We start from the raw sequence: 18,067 nt of genomic DNA on the forward strand, positions 1-18,067 counted from the left end.
ATCCCCTTTTTCGGTTCAGTGGGCCGCTGACGCGGCCAAATCAAAATCGTCAGCGCCGCCGGGCAGGCGGTCCTGGTGGCGTAATGGCGTAATGGCGATGGCTTTGTCCCGCAGCACGCTGGCGTCTTCATCGGGCGCCACAATGTGCCGGGAGCTGCGATCAAACCCCAGCCACCAGTACGGCAGGCTGCGGGCATCCTGGCCCGCCAGCAGAAGGGCGCGCTGTATCGAGCCATTGGACTCCCGGCACCAGCGAGCCTGGGTGATGGCAGCCGCCTCGCAGGCCGGAAAATTCACGTTCCAGGCCCGATTCAGGCCTGGCTGCCACAACCGCCTGATGACGGCTTCGCCATAAATGGAAACCGGCGACCAGTCCACGCCTTCGCGACTCAGAAACGCCTGGCTCAGTGCCATGGCAGGTATGCCCATGTGTTCGGCACTCAGCACCGCGCCGACAGTGCCGGAATACTGCACGGAATCGCTGATATTGGCGCCGCAGTTCACCCCGGAAAGCACCAGATCCGGCGGGGTTTCCCCGAACCACCGGGCCAGTGAATAGAGCACACAGTCCGCCGGGGTACCGGAGACCGCATAGCGCCTGTCATCCTGTTCATAAACGCGCAAAGGATCATGAATGGAGATACTCTGGCCGGCACCGCTGCGGTCATGCTCCGGCGCCACCACCCAGACCTCCTCCGCGAGGTTGCGGGCGATCTGCTCGAGCACTTTCAGGCCTGGTGCGTTGATGCCGTCATCATTGGTGATCAGGATGCGTTTGACGATGGGTTCGTTCATGACGATGGACCCTCACTGGCAATCCGCCAGCCGACGTCAGCCAGCAGGCTCGCGCGCCGGCCCACGTCCAGGGCATTGGCATTGGCCGCATTGCCATCCAGCGCTCGTTTGTAGACGCCCTGAAGAATAGACGCCAGCCGGAACAGGGAAAACGCCAGGAACACGTGCCAGTCAGCAATGCCATCCCGGCCGGTCTGCCGGCAGTACCGGGCTATGGTTTCCTGCTCATCGGGAATACCCAATGCTTCCAGATCTTCCCCCTGCAGTCCGCGCATGCCTTCCAGATCCGACGGCAGGTAATACGGCAGACAATAGTAGGCCAGGTCCGCCAGTGGGTGGCCAAGGGTGGAGAGTTCCCAGTCGAGGATTGCAATTACCTCGGGCCGGTCCGGCGCCAGCATCAGGTTGCCAAACCGGTAATCGCCATGGGCAATGGCGCACTCGTCGGTGGAGGGCAGATTCTCGGGCAGCCAGGCCATGAGTTTGTCCATCGCCGGCAGGTCGTCGGTTTTTGATGCCAGGTACTGTTTGCTCCACCGGGCAACCTGCCGGGCGACATAGCCTTCCGGACGGCCAAAATCGCCGAGGCCAACCGCATTCACATCCACCGAATGCAGTTGCGCCAAGGTGTCGATGGCGGAGTGATGGGCCGGTAACCGTTCGTGACGATCCAGCGCCCGCAGGGCAGAGTGGCTGACGATGCGGCCCTCAAGATAGTTCATGACATAGAACGGCGTACCGATGACATTACTGTCTTCACACAGGGTCCGGGTGGCCGGCACCGGGACACTGGTATGCTCGGACAGGGCACGCATGACTTTGTACTCTCGTTCTACCATGTGGGCGGAGGGAAGGGTTTTGCCAGGCGGCTTTTTGCGCAGCACGTATCGGCCGCTGTCGGTGTCCAGCAGGAACGTGGGGTTGGACTGCCCACCCTGAAACTGCCGGACATCAAGCCTTGTACCGAAACCGGGTATGGCTTCCTGCAGCCAGCTCAGAAGGCTGGCCTCATCGAATTTGTGGGCCGGGAGGACTTCTACCAGCTCTGGGGTGATGCTCATTTTTTGTTTTGCCTTCAGTTTTGGGGCGTCGGCCCCTAACAAATCGTTTCGCCGCCGTCGGCTACGATGACCTGGCCGGTGATGTAGGCGCTGGCTCGGGTGGAAAGAAACACCGCCAGGCCGGCGATATCGACCGGGTCGCCAATTCTGCGAAGCGGCGTTTTGTCTTCGGCGCGTTTGACCCGTACCGGGTCTTCCCACAGCGCCCGGGCAAAGTCGGTTTTGATCAGGCCGGGGGCGATGCTGTTAATCCGGATACCTTTCGGGCCCCACTCCACTGCCAGGTTCCGCGCCAGGGCAGCTTCTGCGGCCTTGGAAACGCCGTAGGTTCCAATGGTGGTGTTGCCCCGGATACCGGCGATGCTGGACAGCAGCACCACAGCGCCTTCGCCTTTTTCCGCCATCTGCGGCAGCACCATGTTGGTCAGCCAGAAGGTGCCCTTGACGTTGGTGTCCATGATCTTGTCCCAGGCGTCGTCGGTCATTTCAGCGGTGGTGCCGTACACAGGGTTGGTGGCGGCGTTACATACCAGCACATCGATAGTGCCCCAGGCCTCGTTGGTTTTATCCACCAGGTTCTGCAGCTGGTCTTTTTTACCGACATGGCAGGGAATGGCTATGGCCTCGTAGCCCTGGGCTTTCAGTTCACTGGCCACCTGCTCACAGGCCTCGGCCTTTCGGCTGGAGATCACGACTTTGGCACCCAGGCGGGCCATTTCTTCGGCAATGGCGCGGCCGATGCCTTTGGTGGAGCCTGTAATCAGGGCGACCTTGCCGGTCATATCAAAAAGCGGGTTAGTCATCGTTCCGTCCTCATACTCAAAGCTTTGGGAACGAACGGGGAGGAACCTGTCGGGACTGTGAAAAACATGGATGTTTTGCTCAAGCCTACAGGGACGTATTTACGGCGTGTCCCGGCAGGTTCCTCCCCGTTCATTCAAGCGCCCGACTCAGCGGGCCGGACAATCAGCGATATTGGCGAAGCTCAATCTTGGCGACAGAATCCAGATGCACCTCATCGGGCCCGTCTGCCAATCGCAGAGTCCGTACCTTGGCCCAGGCTTCGGCCAGGAAGGTGTCCTGGGAAACACCGGCGCCGCCGTGCACCTGAATCGCCCGGTCCAGCACCTTCAGCGCCATGCTCGGTGCAATAACCTTGATCATCGCGATTTCCTGACGGGCCACCTTGTTGCCGACGGTGTCCATCATATGTGCCGCCTTCAGAGTCATCAGCCTTGCCTGCTCGATCTCGATGCGACTGCGTGCAATGTCCTTGCGGATGGAATCAAAACTGGACAGCGGCTTGCCAAAGGCCTCCCGGGCATTGGCACGCTTGCACATCAGCTCCAGAGCCCGCTCGGCGACGCCGATCGTGCGCATGCAGTGATGGATACGGCCAGGCCCAAGGCGGCCCTGGGCAATCTCGAACCCCCGGCCCTCGCCCAGCAGGATGTTGCTCACCGGCACCCGCACGTTTTCGTAGTGAATCTCCGCATGGCCATGGGGAGCGTGGTCATAGCCGAACACCGTAAGGGGGCGAATCATTTTCACGCCCGGCGCATCCAGCGGCACCAGAATCATCGACTGTTGCTTGTGCTTCTCGGCCTGAGGGTCGGTCTTGCCCATCACGATGGCGATCTTCGAGGTGGTGGTCATGGCACCGGAGGACCACCACTTTTTGCCGTTGATTACGTACTCGTCACCCTCGCGGCGGATTTCACAGGCAATATTGGTGGCATCCGACGACGCGACATCCGGCTCGGTCATTGAGAAACAGGAACGGATCTCGCCATTCAGCAGAGGCTTCAGCCATTGCTCCTGCTGTTCTTTATTGCCATAGCGGGCGATGGTTTCCATGTTGCCTGTATCAGGAGCGGAACAGTTGAACACCTCGGGGGCCATGGCCGAGCGACCCATCACTTCACACAAGTGGGCGTATTCGTAGTTGGTCAGCCCGGCGCCGAATTCGCTTTCCGGCAGGAACAGGTTCCATAGGCCGGCGGATTTGGCCTTGTGTTTCAGCTCCTCAATAATCGGAACCGGCGCCCAGCGGTCTTGTGCCTGCTCTATCTGCTCATGATGCTTGTGCTCGTTCGGGTAGATATAGGCATCCATGAACTCGTTCAGCTGGTTCTGCAGCTGTTTCGCCTTGTCAGACAGTTCAAACATGTCCGCTTCCTCTTGGTGTTGTTGGCATTAAGTCGGTAACCGTTCCGTCAGATCGGAACGCCCTCTGGTTTGTCGCTGCCGGACCGGATCCGGAATGTACCTTCGGCGATGGCCAGCAAGCTGCCCTTGTCGTCATGAACCTCACCCGTACTGTTGAAAATCCGGGTGCCTCCGGCGCGCTTACGCCCGGTCACCCTGATCGTACCTCCGGAGCACTGCCCGGTGAATGTGGTGGTCAGGGACAGGGTGATGGCCTTACGCATCCGCCCCGGGTAGGGGCAATAGGTGCCTGCCTGGGCCAGCACAATATCCAGCAGGGAGGTAAGCACGCCCCCATGGATCACCCCTCCCAGGTTCAAGTGCCGGGGCTGCAGTTCCAGCTCAAGCACTGCCTCGTCTTCTTCCCAGGACACCTGACGATAACCCAGCAGGCTGTGAAAGCCGGGCAGGTCCTTACCGTCGGCAAACAGGGGCTCTTGATCATTCATTACACTTTCATTCCTGGCAGGTTAAGGGATGCGGTATTGCCGCCGTCCACAGGCAAGGACTGGCCGGTGATGTAGCTGGCATCGTCGCTGGCCAGAAACAGGATTGCCGCGGCGATTTCTTCCGGATTACCGTACCGGCGCAGCTCACAGCGGGCGCCGAGCTTATGAGCTTTTTCATTGGCCCTAGCGTAGTCGAAAATCGCCCGGGTCATGCCGGTTTCCACCAGACCGGGACACACTGCATTTACCCGCACGTTGTCGCCGCCCAGGTCACAGGCGGCGGTCATAGTCAGATTGATGACGCCGGCTTTGGAGGCACTGTAGGCGTTGCCGCCCGCGCCGGATCGGATACCTGCCACCGAAGCAGTATTGACGATAGCGCCGAGCTTGCGGGCCTGCATGTGGGGCGCCACGTGCTTGATCAGCAGCATGGTGCCTGTCAGGTTCACCGATAGCACCTGGTCCCACTCGGCACGGTCGTTGTCGGTCACCGGCGGATGGCCCTGACCGGTACTGGCAATGCCGGCGATATTGCATAGCACGTCTATCTGACCGAAGCTGGCGATAGCCTCGTTGACCAACGCATCTACCTGGGCTTCGTTGGCCACATCCACCAGCCGTCGGAGGCGCTGGGCTTGCTCGGGCAACTGGTTTTCAGTTTCCACCAGACCGGCCTCAGAGGTATCCGCCAGGATCACGGACGCACCCTCCCGAGCGAGTCGCACAGCCGTCGCCCGACCAATGCCGCTGCCGGCGCCGGTGACAATGGCTACCCGTTGATCAAACCGTCCCATATGCCGATGCTCCCCGTTCTGTCTCATTGTTGTTGCTGGTGCTGGGGTCTTTCCATTCAGTTAATTTGTCACGCCTGTTGGTTTTGAGTCAATATAATCGGAAGTTAATTTCACTAGATAAAACACGGTAACGCTTGAGGGGCAAAAAATGGAAAGTGGCAAGCGAGACATGACGGTCTATGCGCCAATCGATCCCGGTGAGTCCATGGACGCAATCGGAAATCGTATCCAGCAACACGCCCAGATCCGTGGCAGCCACCGGGCCCTGATTGACGAACAGGGAGCCCTGGACTGGCGAAGCCTTGTCGACCAGGTTAACCGTATTGCCAACCGGTTACGCGAGGCCGGTCTGCGACCGGGCGAGTCTGTGGCTGCCTTGTCAGGAAACAGCCGGAACGATGTCGCCCTGTACCTTGGAACTCTGGTGGCCGGGGGCTGTATGGTGCCACTGTCTGGCATGGCCAGTACCGAAGCACTTGCCCTGATGGTGGCGGATTGCGAGGCACGCTTTCTGTTCATTTCCGGCCAACAGCGGGAGCTGTTTGGCCGCCTTCGAGCACTGCTGACCAAGGTACCCGGCGAGCGCATCATCAGCCTGGCCGGCGCCCTGGACGGAGCCGATTACTCCCTGGTTGACTGGCTGGCGCAGACCGCGGCCACCGCCCGGCCCGAGCCGGTCACCCTCAACGATCCGTTCAATATCATTTACAGCTCCGGCACCACAGGCACGCCCAAAGGGATCCTGCACGATTACCGCTTCCGCCAGCGTCAGATGGTCAGAATGAGCCGCTATGGGCTGGACGGCGAGGCTATCAACCTCGTATCAACGCCACTTTATTCCAACACCACCCTGGTTTCAGTGTTACCCACGCTCTACCACGGCGGCACTCTGGTGCTGATGGCGAAATTTGATGCCCACAGGTTCCTGCAACTTGCCGAAACCCACCGTGTTACGCACGCCATGCTGGTACCGGTGCAATACCAACGGATCCTGGCGCAGCCGGATTTTGACCGGTTTGACCTCTCCAGCTTCAAGCTGAAGCTCTGCACCAGTGCCCCGTTGCGGTCGGCGGTGATTGCCGATGCCATGGCACGCTGGCCCGGCAACCTCAGGGAGGTCTATGGCCTTACCGAAGGCGGTATATCCACCAGCCTCGACTGCGCTGCCCACCCGGACAAATGGGACTCGGTTGGTGTACCCACCCAGGGCGCGGAGGTGCGAGTAATTGGCGAGGATGACCGTGAGCTGCCCCGGGGCGCCACTGGCGAGATCGTGGGCCGCGCCATTTCCATGATGCGCGGCTATGTGAATCGCCCGGAGCTGACCCGGGAGATTCTCTGGACGAGCCCGGAGGGTGAGGTGTATTACCGCAGTGGTGACATGGGACGAATCGACGAGGACGGTTTTATCTACATCCTTGATCGACGGAAGGATATGATCATTTCCGGCGGCTTTAACATCTATCCGGTGGATCTGGAAAAAGTACTGCTGTCGCATCCGGCGGTAGCCGACGCCACGATCATCGGTATTCCCAGCGAACAATGGGGGGAAACGCCCCTGGGCCTGGTGGTTCTCAAGCCCGATCGTGATGAGACCGAACACGGGATACTGGAGTGGGCCAACACACAGTTGGGAAAATCCCAGCGTCTGGCGGCCATTGAATTCCGTGCCACGTTGCCCCGCTCTGCCATTGGCAAGGTGCTGAAACGGGAACTTCGCGCGCCTTACTGGCCCGGAACCTGAGGCGGCGCGAGACAGATAGGCCGTCGGAACTGTTGACGTTCAACCCATGAACTATCCTTTTATGAATTCTGTAATCAAAGACCGATCAACCGCCTATTGCAAAAAACAAGACATGTGTTAGATTCAGAAAACTATGATTCACCATGCAGTCGCCAATTCTGCACAGTGAAACAAAGAAAGATCCATTGGTCATAACTAAACAGTCATTTAATGCACAAGTACAACAACGAAAGAGGCCTATCATGACTCTAGTTAACAACGCTCGAAGAAAACTGACCGTCTTTGCCTCGGCACTGACCCTTGGTTTGTCAGCCGCGCTGGCTGCCACGCCGGCCGCTGCGCAAGACACCGTAACCTGGAAGGTCCAGTCCCACTGGCCCGGCTCCAGCAGCTCCTACACAGACAGCCTTGGTCGCATCAAACGCGTTCTGGAAGAGCGCACTGATGGCCGTCTTAAGCTGCAGCTTTACGAGGCCGGCGCCCTGTTCAAGGCCAAGGACACATTCAACGCCGTCAGCCGTGGCATCCTGGAAATGGGCACCATCTCCCCATCGTATGCCCAGGACAAGGTTTCACTTGCCGGTATCGCCTCAGGTCTGCCGTTTGCCTTCCGTAATGTCTGGGAAGCCGCCTACTTCCACCAGAACATGGGATTCGAACAGATGCTCCGTGACGAAGCTGCAGAGCACGGTGTCTACTGGGCCACGGACAAGGTTTACCCGACGGAGATGGTCGTGAAAGAGCCGATCGAAAGCTGGGACGACTTCACCAGCCTCAAGATCCGTTCGTCCGGCGCTCTCCAAAGCTTCCTGACCGAAGCCGGCGCCGCCGCCTCCTATATTCCGGGCAGCGAACTCTACTCGGCGCTGGATTCCGGCATTGTCGACGGTGCCCACTGGGGCGCGGCCCAGGGCGCCTACAGCATGGGCCTGTATGAAGTAGCCAAATATCATGTACAGCCTGCCCTGAACATTGCCGGCACCGACGTGATCATCGTCAGCCAGAAGGCTTTGGACAAGCTGCCTGAAGACATGCAGAACATCGTCAAGGACGCCTTGAACGAACAGTTCTGGATCCGTACCAACGAGTACCAGTACAAAGAGCGCATCACCCTCGCCAAGGCCATCGAAGAACAGGGCGTGCAGCTCAATGTGTTGCCGGACGAAGTCCAGGACAAGCTGGTTGCCACGGCCCAGGCCATGTGGGATGAGGAAGGCAAGCGCAGCGAAAACGCCAAGAAGGCATTGGACATGCTGAAAGGCTACCTGGCCGACCTCGGTTACCTCTGATCAGCCGTTGCTCCGACCAAGGCCGGGGTTCCTGACCCCGGCCTTTCTGTCCCTGAACCAAACCAGTATCCCGTGGGAGATTGCCGTGAGTGTGATGATCGCCGCATTCATGAGAGGGGTTACCCGTCTCAATGATGTTATCGGCCGGTGGGTAGCCCTTCTGATCTTCGCGATGTTCGCGTTCCTGTTGCTGGAAGTGGGTTTCCGCTACCTGTTCAATTCCCCCACGGTCTGGACCAATGAACTGACCCAGATGCTCTTCGGTATCTATGCGGTGATGTCGGGCGGCTACATCATGGCCCACCGGGGCCACGTGAACGTGGACCTGCTGCATTCCCATCTGAGACCACGCAAGCGCGCGGCCCTCGATATTGCGACCTCCCTGGTGTTCTTTATTTTCACCCTGGCCCTGCTGTGGTTCGGGATCGACATGGCCCAGGAATCCATGTCCAGCTGGGAAACCTCCTACTCCGCCTGGAATCCACCCATCTGGCCGGTGAAGCTGGCCATTCCCATCGGCACCGCGCTGCTGGTTCTGCAAGGGCTGGTCAAACTGCTTGAAGACATCGCCGTGGCGTTCAACCTGGATTACTACATGCCCGAACAGTCCGAATCTGAAGGAGATCAGCTGTGAGCATTGAAGCCCTGACGCTCCTGTTCTTCGGTTCACTGCTGTTTTTCCTGCTTCTGGGCCTACCACTGGCGTTCGTGCTCGGCGGCGTCTCGGTGGTGTTCCTGTATTTCACCTGGGGTTTTGATTCCTTCTACATGGTTGCCTCTCAGATCTGGGGCACCATGGAAAGCTTTACCCTGGTCGCCATCCCTTTGTTCGTGTTCATGGCCATGATTCTGGAGCGCACTGGTGTGGCCCGGGATCTGTACCGGATGATGCACCTTTGGTGCGGCGGCCTGAGAGGCGGGCTTGCCCTCGGTACCCTTGGCATCTGCGCAGTGTTTGCCGCTATGGTCGGTATCAGTGGCGCTGCAGTGGTTGCCATGGGCACCATCGCCCTGCCGTCCATGCTGGAGCGAGGCTACGACAAGAGCATGGCCCTGGGCGTAATCAATACCGGCGGTGGCTGGGGCATCCTGATTCCGCCCAGCATCCTGATGATTCTCTACGCATTGATCACCGGAGTGTCTGTCGGCCAGATGTTCGCCGCCGGCATCATGCCCGGCGTTCTTCTGATGGTATTGACCGCCATCTACATCATTGTGCGCTGCCACCTGCAGCCGGAACTGGCCCCGGCGCTGCCAAAAGAAGACCGGGGCACCTGGCCGGAAAAACTCCGTGCCCTGCGTGCTGTGCTGCTCCCAATCGGCGTTGTCGTTATGGTGCTGGGCTCCATCATCGGCGGTATCACTACCCCGACTGAGGCCGCTGCCATGGGCGTTCTGGGCGCCCTGATATCGGCGGCAGTGTACCGGCAGTTCAAGTGGAGCATTCTGAAGGAAGCCGCCATCCGCACGTTCAAGCTTACCGGCATGATCATGTGGATCCTGTTTGCCGCCCATGCCTTCAGCGCCGCCTACCAGAGCATGGGCGCCCAGGAGCTGATCGAAGGCCTGATGAACATGGTCCCCGGTGGCCCGTGGGGCATCATCATCGCCATGATGGTGATCGTGTTCCTGCTGGCCATGGTGCTGGATCCGGTAGGCATCATGCTGATCACCCTGCCGGTGTTCATGCCGATTGTTGAGTCCCTGGGCTTCGACCCGATCTGGTTCGGCATCCTGTTCGTGATCAACATGGAAATCGGATACATGACGCCGCCCTTCGGCTTCAACCTGTTCTATCTGAAGGGCATCGTGCCGCCGTCAATCACCATGAAAGACATCTACAAGTCGATCATTCCCTTCGTAATTGTGGAGATCATCGGCATCATCCTAATCATGATCTTCCCGGAAATCGCCACATGGCTGCCGGATATGTTTTTCTGAACCTGACCTGAAAGGAAAGTTGCCAGCCAAAGCGGGTGAGCGCTAATCTCGTGCGACTTCCGGACAAAGGAACCGGAAGCCCACACAAGGAGAACAGCCATGCATAACCCGCAACGAGAGCCGATGCTGGCGTTGACCAGCGCCATCCTCACAGTCTTTTTCTTCCTGCTTCCGTTACTCCCTGCCCAAAGCCAGGCCGACACCCTTTCCGATCAGCGAGTGGCCTCGTTTATCGAAAGCGTTCGGGCTGCACAAACACTGGCACCGGAATTCGAGGAGCTGGAGCGTCAGATGGACAACCAGAACGAAAGCACCATGCCGGATTTCTCCCGGATCGTGTCGGAATCCCTGGAGCAGATGAAGGGCCATGAAGCCTATGGCCGCCTCGAAGACGTGGTGCAGGATCACGGCTTCGACAGCCTGGAATCCTGGGGTGCCACCGGAGACCGGGTTTTCCAGGCCTGGATGGCCATCGAAATGGCAGAGCAGAAGCCGGCCGCCAGGCAGGAGATGGAAGCCGCGCTCGCCGAGATGGAAAACAGCCCTCATATGACGGCCGAACAGAAAGCCCAGATGCGCGCCATGATGGAGGGTGCGATGGGCGCAATGCAAAGCGCGAGCAACGCTCCGGCGGCAGATATCGAGGCGGTGCGTCCCCATGTAGAGGCGCTGAGACAGCTAGGCGAGGAGTAGGAAGCAGCCACCGGAAAACAGAAAGCCCGGCAAGTGATCTTGCCGGGCTTTCTCATTGCCAGGTTTCATTCAACCGTGATGTGGATACCTTTGCTCAGGACATCAGGTTGTAGAAAAAGACAATTGCAACTGCGATGGGAGTCACGAACCGGATCAGGTTGTACCAGAGGGTAAAGGCTCCTCCCTGAAGGGCCAGATCGGATTTCAGCGACTCTTTGGCCACGAACCAGCCGACAAATACCGCCGTCAGCAAACCGGAGAGCGGCAGCAGCACGTTGGCTGTGAAGAAGTCCAGAAGGTCAAAGATGGTCTTGCCTTCGAAGCGCTCAAACATGGCGAGCGGCGCGACGTCGGCCCAGACATTCAGCGACAGAATCGAAGCAATGCCCAGCGCCCAGCAGAGCACACCGACAAGGATGGAACTGCCTGTACGGGCCAGGCTGGTTTTTTCCTCAACCCACTCAACTACCGGCTCCAGCAGGGAAATACCGGAGGTCCAGGCGGCGAACAACAGCAGGATAAAGAACAGGGTGCCAAACAGGCCGCCCATGGGCATATTGCCAAAGGCCAGCGGCAGGGTCTGGAAAATCAGTCCGGGACCGGCACCGGCTTCCAGACCGTTGGCAAACACCACCGGGAAAATGGCCAGACCGGCCAGGAGTGCGATGACGGTATCCATGATGGCCACGCTGACAGCGGTGCGACCAATGGACACATCCCGACCCAGATAGGAACCGTAGGCCATCATGATGGCCATACCGAGGCTCAGGGTAAAGAAGGCGTGGCCAAGGGCGATCAGAACCCCGTTGATGGTCAGGGCACCAAAATCCGGCATAAACAGGAAGCTGACGGCCTCACCAAAATGGCCTGTCGTGGTGGCATAACCTACCGCCACCAGCAGCAACAGAAACAGGGCCGGCATCAGGATGGTAACGGCCCGTTCCAGGCCTCCTTTCAGTCCCTGAGACACCACCAGAATAACCAGCGCCATGAAGATCGTGTGCCAGAGCAGCAGCTGCCCGGGGCTGGCCAGCAGGCCGCCGAACAACTCACCGATGGAGTCTGCGGTGCCACCGGTAAAGTCGCCCATGGCGGCATGTCCCACATAGGACGCTGCCCAGCCGCCGATCACCGAGTAGAAAGAGAGGATCACAAAGGCCGCGATCATCCCGATGATGGCCGAGATCCGCCAGCCCGGCGCGCTGAGGTTGCGCTCTGCCACCAGCCGCATGCTGGTGATGGGGTTATGTCGGCCATTCCGGCCGATAAACACTTCCGCCATCATGATGGGGATACCGATCACTGCGATACACAGCAGATAAACCAGCACGAAGGCGCCACCACCGTTTTCGCCAGTAACGTAGGGGAACTTCCAGATATTACCGAGACCGACGGCCGAACCGGTTGCCGCCAGAATAAACGCCAACCGGGAAGACCAGAGACCACGGGCGGCCCCTGAACCGTTGCCCGAAACCGAGTTGGACTGAGTCATGTTGTGTTCCTGTGCTTTTGGCTGAGGAATGTCTTCAAAAAGGGATAGCCACGGCGTTGCCGGGGCAATTGGGGCGGGATTCTGCCAGCACTGGCGCGTCGATGCCAGTGCTGGCGCACTCCCGGTCCGGATTGGTCCGGCGGGAGGAAAAGGAAGCTAAAGCTAACTAGCCGTTTTTGCTGATAAACCTGGCTATCAGGTCTTTCAGGCCACGGGACATGGCGCTGAGCCGGTCACTGCTCTGCTTGGCGGAGTCGGCCTGGGCATCACTATGATCGGCCAGCTCGGCAATATTGGTAATCTGGCGATTGATCTCGTCGGACACCTGGCTCTGCTCCTCAAAGGCCGCAGACATACTGATAAAGCTGTCGGAAATGGTCTGGATCGAGGTCACGATATCGCGCAGCGAGTTCTCGGCCTCCCGCACCTTTTCAAGGCCCTGACCGGCAACAGCCTCACCGTCCCGGGTTGCCTGGACCGCCGAGTCCACCTGCTGACGGAAATCATCGATCACGTTCTGGATCCGCACGGTGGATTCCCGAGTCCGGCGGGCCAGTGAGCGCACCTCATCCGCTACCACTGCAAACCCCCGGCCCTGCTCACCGGCACGCGCCGCTTCGATAGCCGCGTTCAATGCCAGAAGGTTGGTTTGCTCGGCAATCTCGGAAATCAGGTTGGCGGCTTCACCGATGCTGTTGGTGGACTCACCCAGCTTGCTGATCGTCGAACCAATACCATTTACGCGGGTTACCAGCTCTTCAATCGCAACCAGCGCTTCGGCGCTCCGGTCGCTGCCCACACCCGCAAGACGATTGGCCTCCTCGGCTTCACGGGCGTTACTGGTCACCGACTCGGCCACTTCCTGGATTGAGGCGGTCATTTCATTGATGGCCGAGGCAGTCTGATCGGTTTCCGCCCGCTGCCGGGCGATCGCCGCCGCGCCATCGCTGATATAGCCGTGAGAAGCCCGCGCCTGCTCGTAGAGCAGTTCTGCCTGGTCATCAATCCGCGCCAGGGCCGTCCGAACCCGGGCCTCTTCACTGACCAGCAACAGCGACAGCTGCGAGAACAGTCCGCGTTCGTCGCTGTAGGTACGGGCAACAATGGGATCCCGGAAGGCATCTGGGCGAAGGTCCAGCAGCTTGCGCAAGCGAGCGGCCAGGGAGTTGAACACGAGGCCGAACCCTAGCGCGTGACCCACAACAATCAGGCCTGCTGCCAACCAGGGTTGGTTGATCTTGAGGGCACCAAGGCTGAGTACCAGCGACACCAGGAATGGCCAGCCGGAACGGAGCATCGACAAGGCACGATTGCTGAAGGATGAGGTCATCTTCCCGGCAGAGATCTTGGAATACAGCCGCTCGGCCCTGGCGATCTGCTCGCGGGTCGGCTCGACCCGAACCGACTCGAAGCCCACCATCTGGCCGTTCTCACGGATCGGCGTAACGTAAGCACTTACCCAGTAATGGTCTCCGCTCTTGGCGCGGTTCTTGACCACACCCATCCAGGCCTTGCCGGCCTTCAGGTAATCCCACATATCCTTGAATACGGCCTGGGGCATGTCCGGATGGCGGATGATGTTGTGAGCCTGGCCAATCAGTTCTTCCCGGGAGAAACCGCTGATTTCCACAAACTCTTCGTTGCAGTAAGTAATTACCCCTTTAAGGTCCGTGGTCGTAATCAAACGCCCGCCTTTCCGCATTTTGATTTCACGCTGGGTGACAGGGAGATTCTTACGCATAAACAGACCTTCTGACTCGGAACTGACCACGGGAATAAGTATGAGCGAACAGGGGAAACCTCCGATGGACATCATTAATGTTCATCAAAGACTACCCTGCGCATGAAAAGCATATCGGCAGCGTTAAACGGAACCTTAGTCCGTGCACTTACTTATGTTGCAGCGGCCAACCTGGCTCGGGGATGGAAACGGGCATTCACCCAGAGGGAGAAGGCAATGACCCCGCCACCGATGGCCAACCTCAACAAATCGGCATCACGATTCCAGATCAGCAGGTTGACTAGCAGGCCTGCAGGCACCAGCGCATTGTTCATGATAGCCAGGGTGCCGGCGTCAACCACACAGGCACCCCGGTTCCACAGGAACAGCCCCAGGCCGGAGGCAGCAAGCCCCAGCCATGCCAGGATGCCCCACTGTACCGGTGTGGTCGGCAGCTTCTCGGCATTGCCGAATATCAGGAAGGACGGCAACGCAATAATCAGGGCGCCAAAGAAGAAATAGCCGAAGGTTCGGTAGGCAGGCATGTCGGTGGCGTAGTGCTGCATCACATGCTTGTAACCCACCTGGCCGGCGGCAAAGGTAAAATTCGCCACCTGCAGCAAAAGGAAACCGGTAATGAAGTCCTCACTGAGCCCGTCGTAGCGTATGATACCCGCCCCGACAGTTGCGATGGCTGCAGCCAGAAGCGCCACCGGTGAAAACCGGCGAAACAGGGCGTCATCCAGCAGAGTCACATACAGCGGCGTGAAAATCGTGAACAGCAGGACTTCCGGGACGGTCAGGTAGCTAAAGGACCGGTACAGACAGAGGTAGGTAATCCCGAACTGCAGCATGCCGGTAACCAGAATACCCAGCTTCTGTCCGGAAGCCACGCCCCGCCAACGGGTGAACGGCAGAAAGACCAGGGCACCGAGCAGCACTCGGCTGAGCACCGCAAAATCGCTGTCCACCTGGCCGGCCAGAAATTCGCCGATCAGACTGAATGAAAACGCCCACAGAACGGTAACAAAAACCAGAAGTCCCATCGCCACTGCCATCTGTTGTGATCAAGGCGCGTACTTTAACGGTTTTCGGAGAAACTTGCAGTGCAGAAACACGGGATAAAACCCCATGGATGAGATCCACCAGCCATTACCGGAACCCCGCCAGCCGCTGGTCACCAGAACACTGACAGAGTGGCGAACCCTCGCGATTCTGGGCGGGCCGATCCTGATCGCCCAACTGGCCCAGATGGCCAACGGCGTGATCGATACCATCATGGCCGGCCACGCGAGCGCCGAGGATCTTGCGGCAGTGGGTATTGGTAGCAGCCTGTGGATGCCCCTGTTCCTGTTTTTCATGGGCATGCTGGGGGCACTGCAGCCCATTATTTCCGGCTACAACGGTGCCCGGGAGGTGGGGAAAATCATGCCTGCAACCTGGCAGGGGCTGTACCTGGCCGCCGCCGGATCCGTGATCATGATCCTGCTGCTGACACACGTGCACCCGGTGCTGGCGCTTCTGAACCTGGAAGCCAATACCGCACGCATCACCCAGGGCTACCTCAACGCCTTCGCCTGGGGCATCCCGGCGCTGCTGTTAATGACGGCACTACGGGGCCTGACCGATGGCCTCGGGCACACCCGCGTGATCATGGCATTCTCTGTACTCAGCACACTGATCAATCTGCCGATGAACTACATCTTCATCTACGGCAAGCTGGGGCTGCCTGCGATGGGTGGTGTTGGTTGTGGCTGGGCCACGTCAATTTCCAACGGCGTCGCGGCAGCGGCATTGCTGGTGTACCTGAACCGCAGCCGGGTTTACCGTCAGTTCCACCTGATTGCCGACTGGGTAAAGCCGGATCTGGCAGGCATTCGCTACATCCTCGGCATCGGCGTGCCCATCGGCTTTACCATCTTCGTTGAGGCAAGTCTGTTCTCGGTGATCGCCCTGTTTCTCGCGCCCCTTGGCCCGGTTGTGGTCGCCGGCCACCAGATTGCCCTGAACGTGGTGTCTTTGCTGTTCATGCTGCCGTTGAGCATAGGCATGGCGCTGACTCTGCGAGTCAGCTTCCTGATGGGCGCCCAGGCGCCCAACACCGCGCGGCTGATCTCCCGCAGTTCGCTGATCCTCGCGGCGGCCACGGCACTGATCTTCGCAATACTGCTGTTCGTGTTCTCCCCGGAGATCGCAGCACTCTACACCAATGATACCGAGGTTCAGGCGGTCACCGTCAGGCTCCTGATGTTCGCGGCTCTGTTCCAGATTGCCGACGTGATCCAGGTAACCTGCATCAGCGCCCTGCGCGGCTACAAGGACACCCGCATTCCCATGTTCATCATGCTGTTTTCATTCTGGGGCGTGGGCATGCCGCTGGGGTATGTGCTGACCTTCACGGACTGGCTGCTGCCGGCCATGGGAGCCGCCGGCTTCTGGGTAGGTCTGACGGGCGGGCTGGCATCGGCCAGCATTCTGCTGGGCTGGAGACTATTCCTCTATGCCCCTGAGGGCATTCGGGCAGCACCGGCTGCAGGCTCCGGCCCCGGCTGATCATCAGAAAACACAACCCGGTCCCGGCCAGTTTCCTTGGCTTCATAAAGCGCGGCATCCGCCCGGGCCAGCCAGCTGTCAACACCTTCTCCGTGTCCTAGCAGCGCCACGCCAAACGAGGCAGTGACCGTACCGCCGGGGTGCTTCATGTACTTGCGCAGAACCTGCTGCAGGTTGTTCATGACGGCCTTCAGGCCAATGCCATCAACTCCCGGCAAAAGCAGCACAAACTCTTCACCACCATAACGGAACAGCTGGTCTGATTTGCGCGTATTCTGCTTCAGCAGGGCAACCAGGTCCGTCAGCACATCATCACCAACACCATGGCCATGTTCATCGTTGATCTTCTTGAAATGATCGATATCCAGCAGAACCAGGGCATAGGGCAACCCGGTACGCTCGGCATTCGCCGCAGCCAGATCCAGCTCCTGATCCATTGACCGCCGGTTCTTGATACCCGTGAGCGGATCAATGGTCGCCAGGTGCTCCAGGCGCTCTCGCTGATCATGGTTCCTGTGGGCAAAGACATAGGCGCAGGCACTGACCACGAAAGCCGTAGAGGCAAAAGACCACATCTGAACGTCAGAGCGGAAAGCACCGCCATGAACCATCAGGGCAACGACCGAGGCAATGTTCAGCGCTACCGCAATCCTAGGGTTTACAAGAAAGAAGGTAGTGACAAGGCACGGGTACAACCAGAACAAACCCGGCTCGCCTACCACAATTCCGACGACGACCGCACCGCCACAGGCAATACTGGCCACAACCACGCCACTTCTCCGCGTGTCCCCGGTTACCCATGCATAGACCAGCGCCGAGCAGATACCGAGAAGAATCGTTGTATCCACCAGTCCGGCCAATAGATTTCCCTGCAGGTAGCGCATCACGGCAAATGGAGTAATCCCCAGGAACGCGCTCACCCCCAGAAGGGTGATGATCGATAATCGGAAATCGGTCTTAAGGCGATGGAGCATTTAGGGAGGCTCTGAATAAGTCTCCAAAATCAGCGATAATACGGCCATCGTCAATCGCATAGGATCGTTGCCAGCATGGATCAGATCACCTTCTCCGAAGCCGAATACCAGACCAAGAAGCGCAAGACCCGTCGCGAGATCTTTCTGGAACGGATGGACAAGCTGATTCCGTGGAAGCAGTTGGAGAAGAAGGTAGCCCGTTATTACCCGAAGGGCCGGAACGGACGGCCCCCTTATCCGCTGCCTGCCATGCTGCGGGTTCACTGCATGCAGTTGTTCTATAACTTGAGCGATCCGGCCATGGAAGACGCGCTGTACGAGATCGAATCCATGCGGCACTTCGCGGGTCTGAAG

General features: G+C 59.0%; 17 protein-coding genes. 7 read left to right on the top strand and 10 right to left on the bottom strand.

The window, feature by feature from the left end; translation table 11 throughout:
* Nucleotides 1-15: 15 nt before the first annotated feature.
* The 6 genes from surE to BM035_RS09425 form a co-directional block, all read right to left on the bottom strand.
* On the bottom strand, nucleotides 16-795 hold the full coding sequence (gene surE, locus BM035_RS09400) for a 5'/3'-nucleotidase SurE (protein ID WP_092031349.1): 780 nt from the start codon (nucleotides 793-795) through the stop codon (nucleotides 16-18).
* Nucleotides 792-1,856: a phosphotransferase gene (locus BM035_RS09405; RefSeq protein WP_092031352.1), complete on the bottom strand. Its 1,065-nt coding sequence runs from the start codon at nucleotides 1,854-1,856 to the stop codon at nucleotides 792-794. The genes surE and BM035_RS09405 overlap by 4 nt, the downstream gene beginning before the upstream one ends.
* Before the next feature lie 35 nt (nucleotides 1,857-1,891).
* The gene (locus BM035_RS09410) at nucleotides 1,892-2,659 is read right to left on the bottom strand and encodes an SDR family NAD(P)-dependent oxidoreductase (RefSeq protein WP_092031354.1); all 768 of its coding nucleotides are present in this window, start codon (nucleotides 2,657-2,659) and stop codon (nucleotides 1,892-1,894) included.
* A gap of 163 nt (nucleotides 2,660-2,822) precedes the next feature.
* Nucleotides 2,823-4,025 (bottom strand): acyl-CoA dehydrogenase family protein, encoded by a 1,203-nt coding sequence (locus tag BM035_RS09415; RefSeq protein WP_092031357.1) that lies wholly within the window; start codon nucleotides 4,023-4,025, stop codon nucleotides 2,823-2,825.
* 47 nt (nucleotides 4,026-4,072) lie between these two features.
* A complete protein-coding gene (locus tag BM035_RS09420) occupies nucleotides 4,073-4,513 on the bottom strand; it encodes a PaaI family thioesterase (protein ID WP_092031359.1) in 441 nt (146 codons plus the stop codon).
* The gene (locus BM035_RS09425) at nucleotides 4,513-5,307 is read right to left on the bottom strand and encodes an SDR family NAD(P)-dependent oxidoreductase (protein ID WP_092031362.1); all 795 of its coding nucleotides are present in this window, start codon (nucleotides 5,305-5,307) and stop codon (nucleotides 4,513-4,515) included. Before BM035_RS09425 ends, BM035_RS09420 begins: the two co-directional genes overlap by 1 nt.
* A 148-nt stretch (nucleotides 5,308-5,455) precedes the next feature.
* On the opposite strand from BM035_RS09425, the gene BM035_RS09430 reads away from it, so the two are divergent.
* From BM035_RS09430 to BM035_RS09450, 5 genes are all read left to right on the top strand, one after another.
* Nucleotides 5,456-7,051 carry a class I adenylate-forming enzyme family protein gene (locus BM035_RS09430; RefSeq protein WP_092031365.1) on the top strand — a complete coding sequence of 532 codons (1,596 nt, stop codon included), beginning with the start codon at nucleotides 5,456-5,458 and terminating at the stop codon, nucleotides 7,049-7,051.
* Nucleotides 7,052-7,293: 242 nt separating this feature from the next.
* Nucleotides 7,294-8,340, top strand: coding sequence for a TRAP transporter substrate-binding protein DctP (gene dctP, locus BM035_RS09435; RefSeq protein WP_092031367.1), 1,047 nt, complete (start codon nucleotides 7,294-7,296; stop codon nucleotides 8,338-8,340).
* Between the two features lie 94 nt (nucleotides 8,341-8,434).
* On the top strand, nucleotides 8,435-8,974 hold the full coding sequence (locus BM035_RS09440) for a TRAP transporter small permease subunit (protein ID WP_092031398.1): 540 nt from the start codon (nucleotides 8,435-8,437) through the stop codon (nucleotides 8,972-8,974).
* Entirely contained in the window at nucleotides 8,971-10,281 is a 1,311-nt protein-coding gene (locus BM035_RS09445; protein WP_092031370.1) for a TRAP transporter large permease, read from the top strand. The genes BM035_RS09440 and BM035_RS09445 overlap by 4 nt, the downstream gene beginning before the upstream one ends.
* 99 nt (nucleotides 10,282-10,380) lie before the next feature.
* Entirely contained in the window at nucleotides 10,381-10,974 is a 594-nt protein-coding gene (locus tag BM035_RS09450; RefSeq protein ID WP_254775448.1) for a hypothetical protein, read from the top strand.
* Between the two features lie 94 nt (nucleotides 10,975-11,068).
* On the opposite strand, the gene BM035_RS09455 is transcribed toward BM035_RS09450, so the two are convergent.
* From BM035_RS09455 to BM035_RS09465, 3 genes are all read right to left on the bottom strand, one after another.
* Entirely contained in the window at nucleotides 11,069-12,466 is a 1,398-nt protein-coding gene (locus tag BM035_RS09455) for a sodium-dependent transporter (RefSeq protein WP_092031375.1), read from the bottom strand.
* Between the two features lie 166 nt (nucleotides 12,467-12,632).
* A complete protein-coding gene (locus tag BM035_RS09460; protein WP_092031401.1) occupies nucleotides 12,633-14,207 on the bottom strand; it encodes a methyl-accepting chemotaxis protein in 1,575 nt (524 codons plus the stop codon).
* Between the two features lie 152 nt (nucleotides 14,208-14,359).
* Nucleotides 14,360-15,232, bottom strand: a complete 873-nt coding sequence (locus BM035_RS09465; protein ID WP_092031377.1) for a carboxylate/amino acid/amine transporter — start codon at nucleotides 15,230-15,232, stop codon at nucleotides 14,360-14,362.
* An 85-nt stretch (nucleotides 15,233-15,317) separates the two neighbouring features.
* Here BM035_RS09465 and BM035_RS09470 point away from each other — a divergent pair, with 85 nt between their 5' ends.
* Nucleotides 15,318-16,739 carry an MATE family efflux transporter gene (locus BM035_RS09470; protein ID WP_092031380.1) on the top strand — a complete coding sequence of 474 codons (1,422 nt, stop codon included), beginning with the start codon at nucleotides 15,318-15,320 and terminating at the stop codon, nucleotides 16,737-16,739.
* Here BM035_RS09470 and BM035_RS09475 read toward each other — a convergent pair.
* Nucleotides 16,685-17,713, bottom strand: coding sequence for a GGDEF domain-containing protein (locus BM035_RS09475; protein ID WP_092031383.1), 1,029 nt, complete (start codon nucleotides 17,711-17,713; stop codon nucleotides 16,685-16,687). The genes BM035_RS09470 and BM035_RS09475 overlap by 55 nt on opposite strands.
* A 75-nt stretch (nucleotides 17,714-17,788) precedes the next feature.
* On the opposite strand from BM035_RS09475, the gene BM035_RS09480 reads away from it, so the two are divergent.
* The coding region (locus tag BM035_RS09480; protein ID WP_139216030.1) for a transposase at nucleotides 17,789-18,067 on the top strand (279 nt) is incomplete at its 3' end.

This window comes from Marinobacter sp. DSM 26671, assembly GCF_900112835.1.
GTDB classification, from domain to species: domain Bacteria; phylum Pseudomonadota; class Gammaproteobacteria; order Pseudomonadales; family Oleiphilaceae; genus Marinobacter; species Marinobacter flavimaris.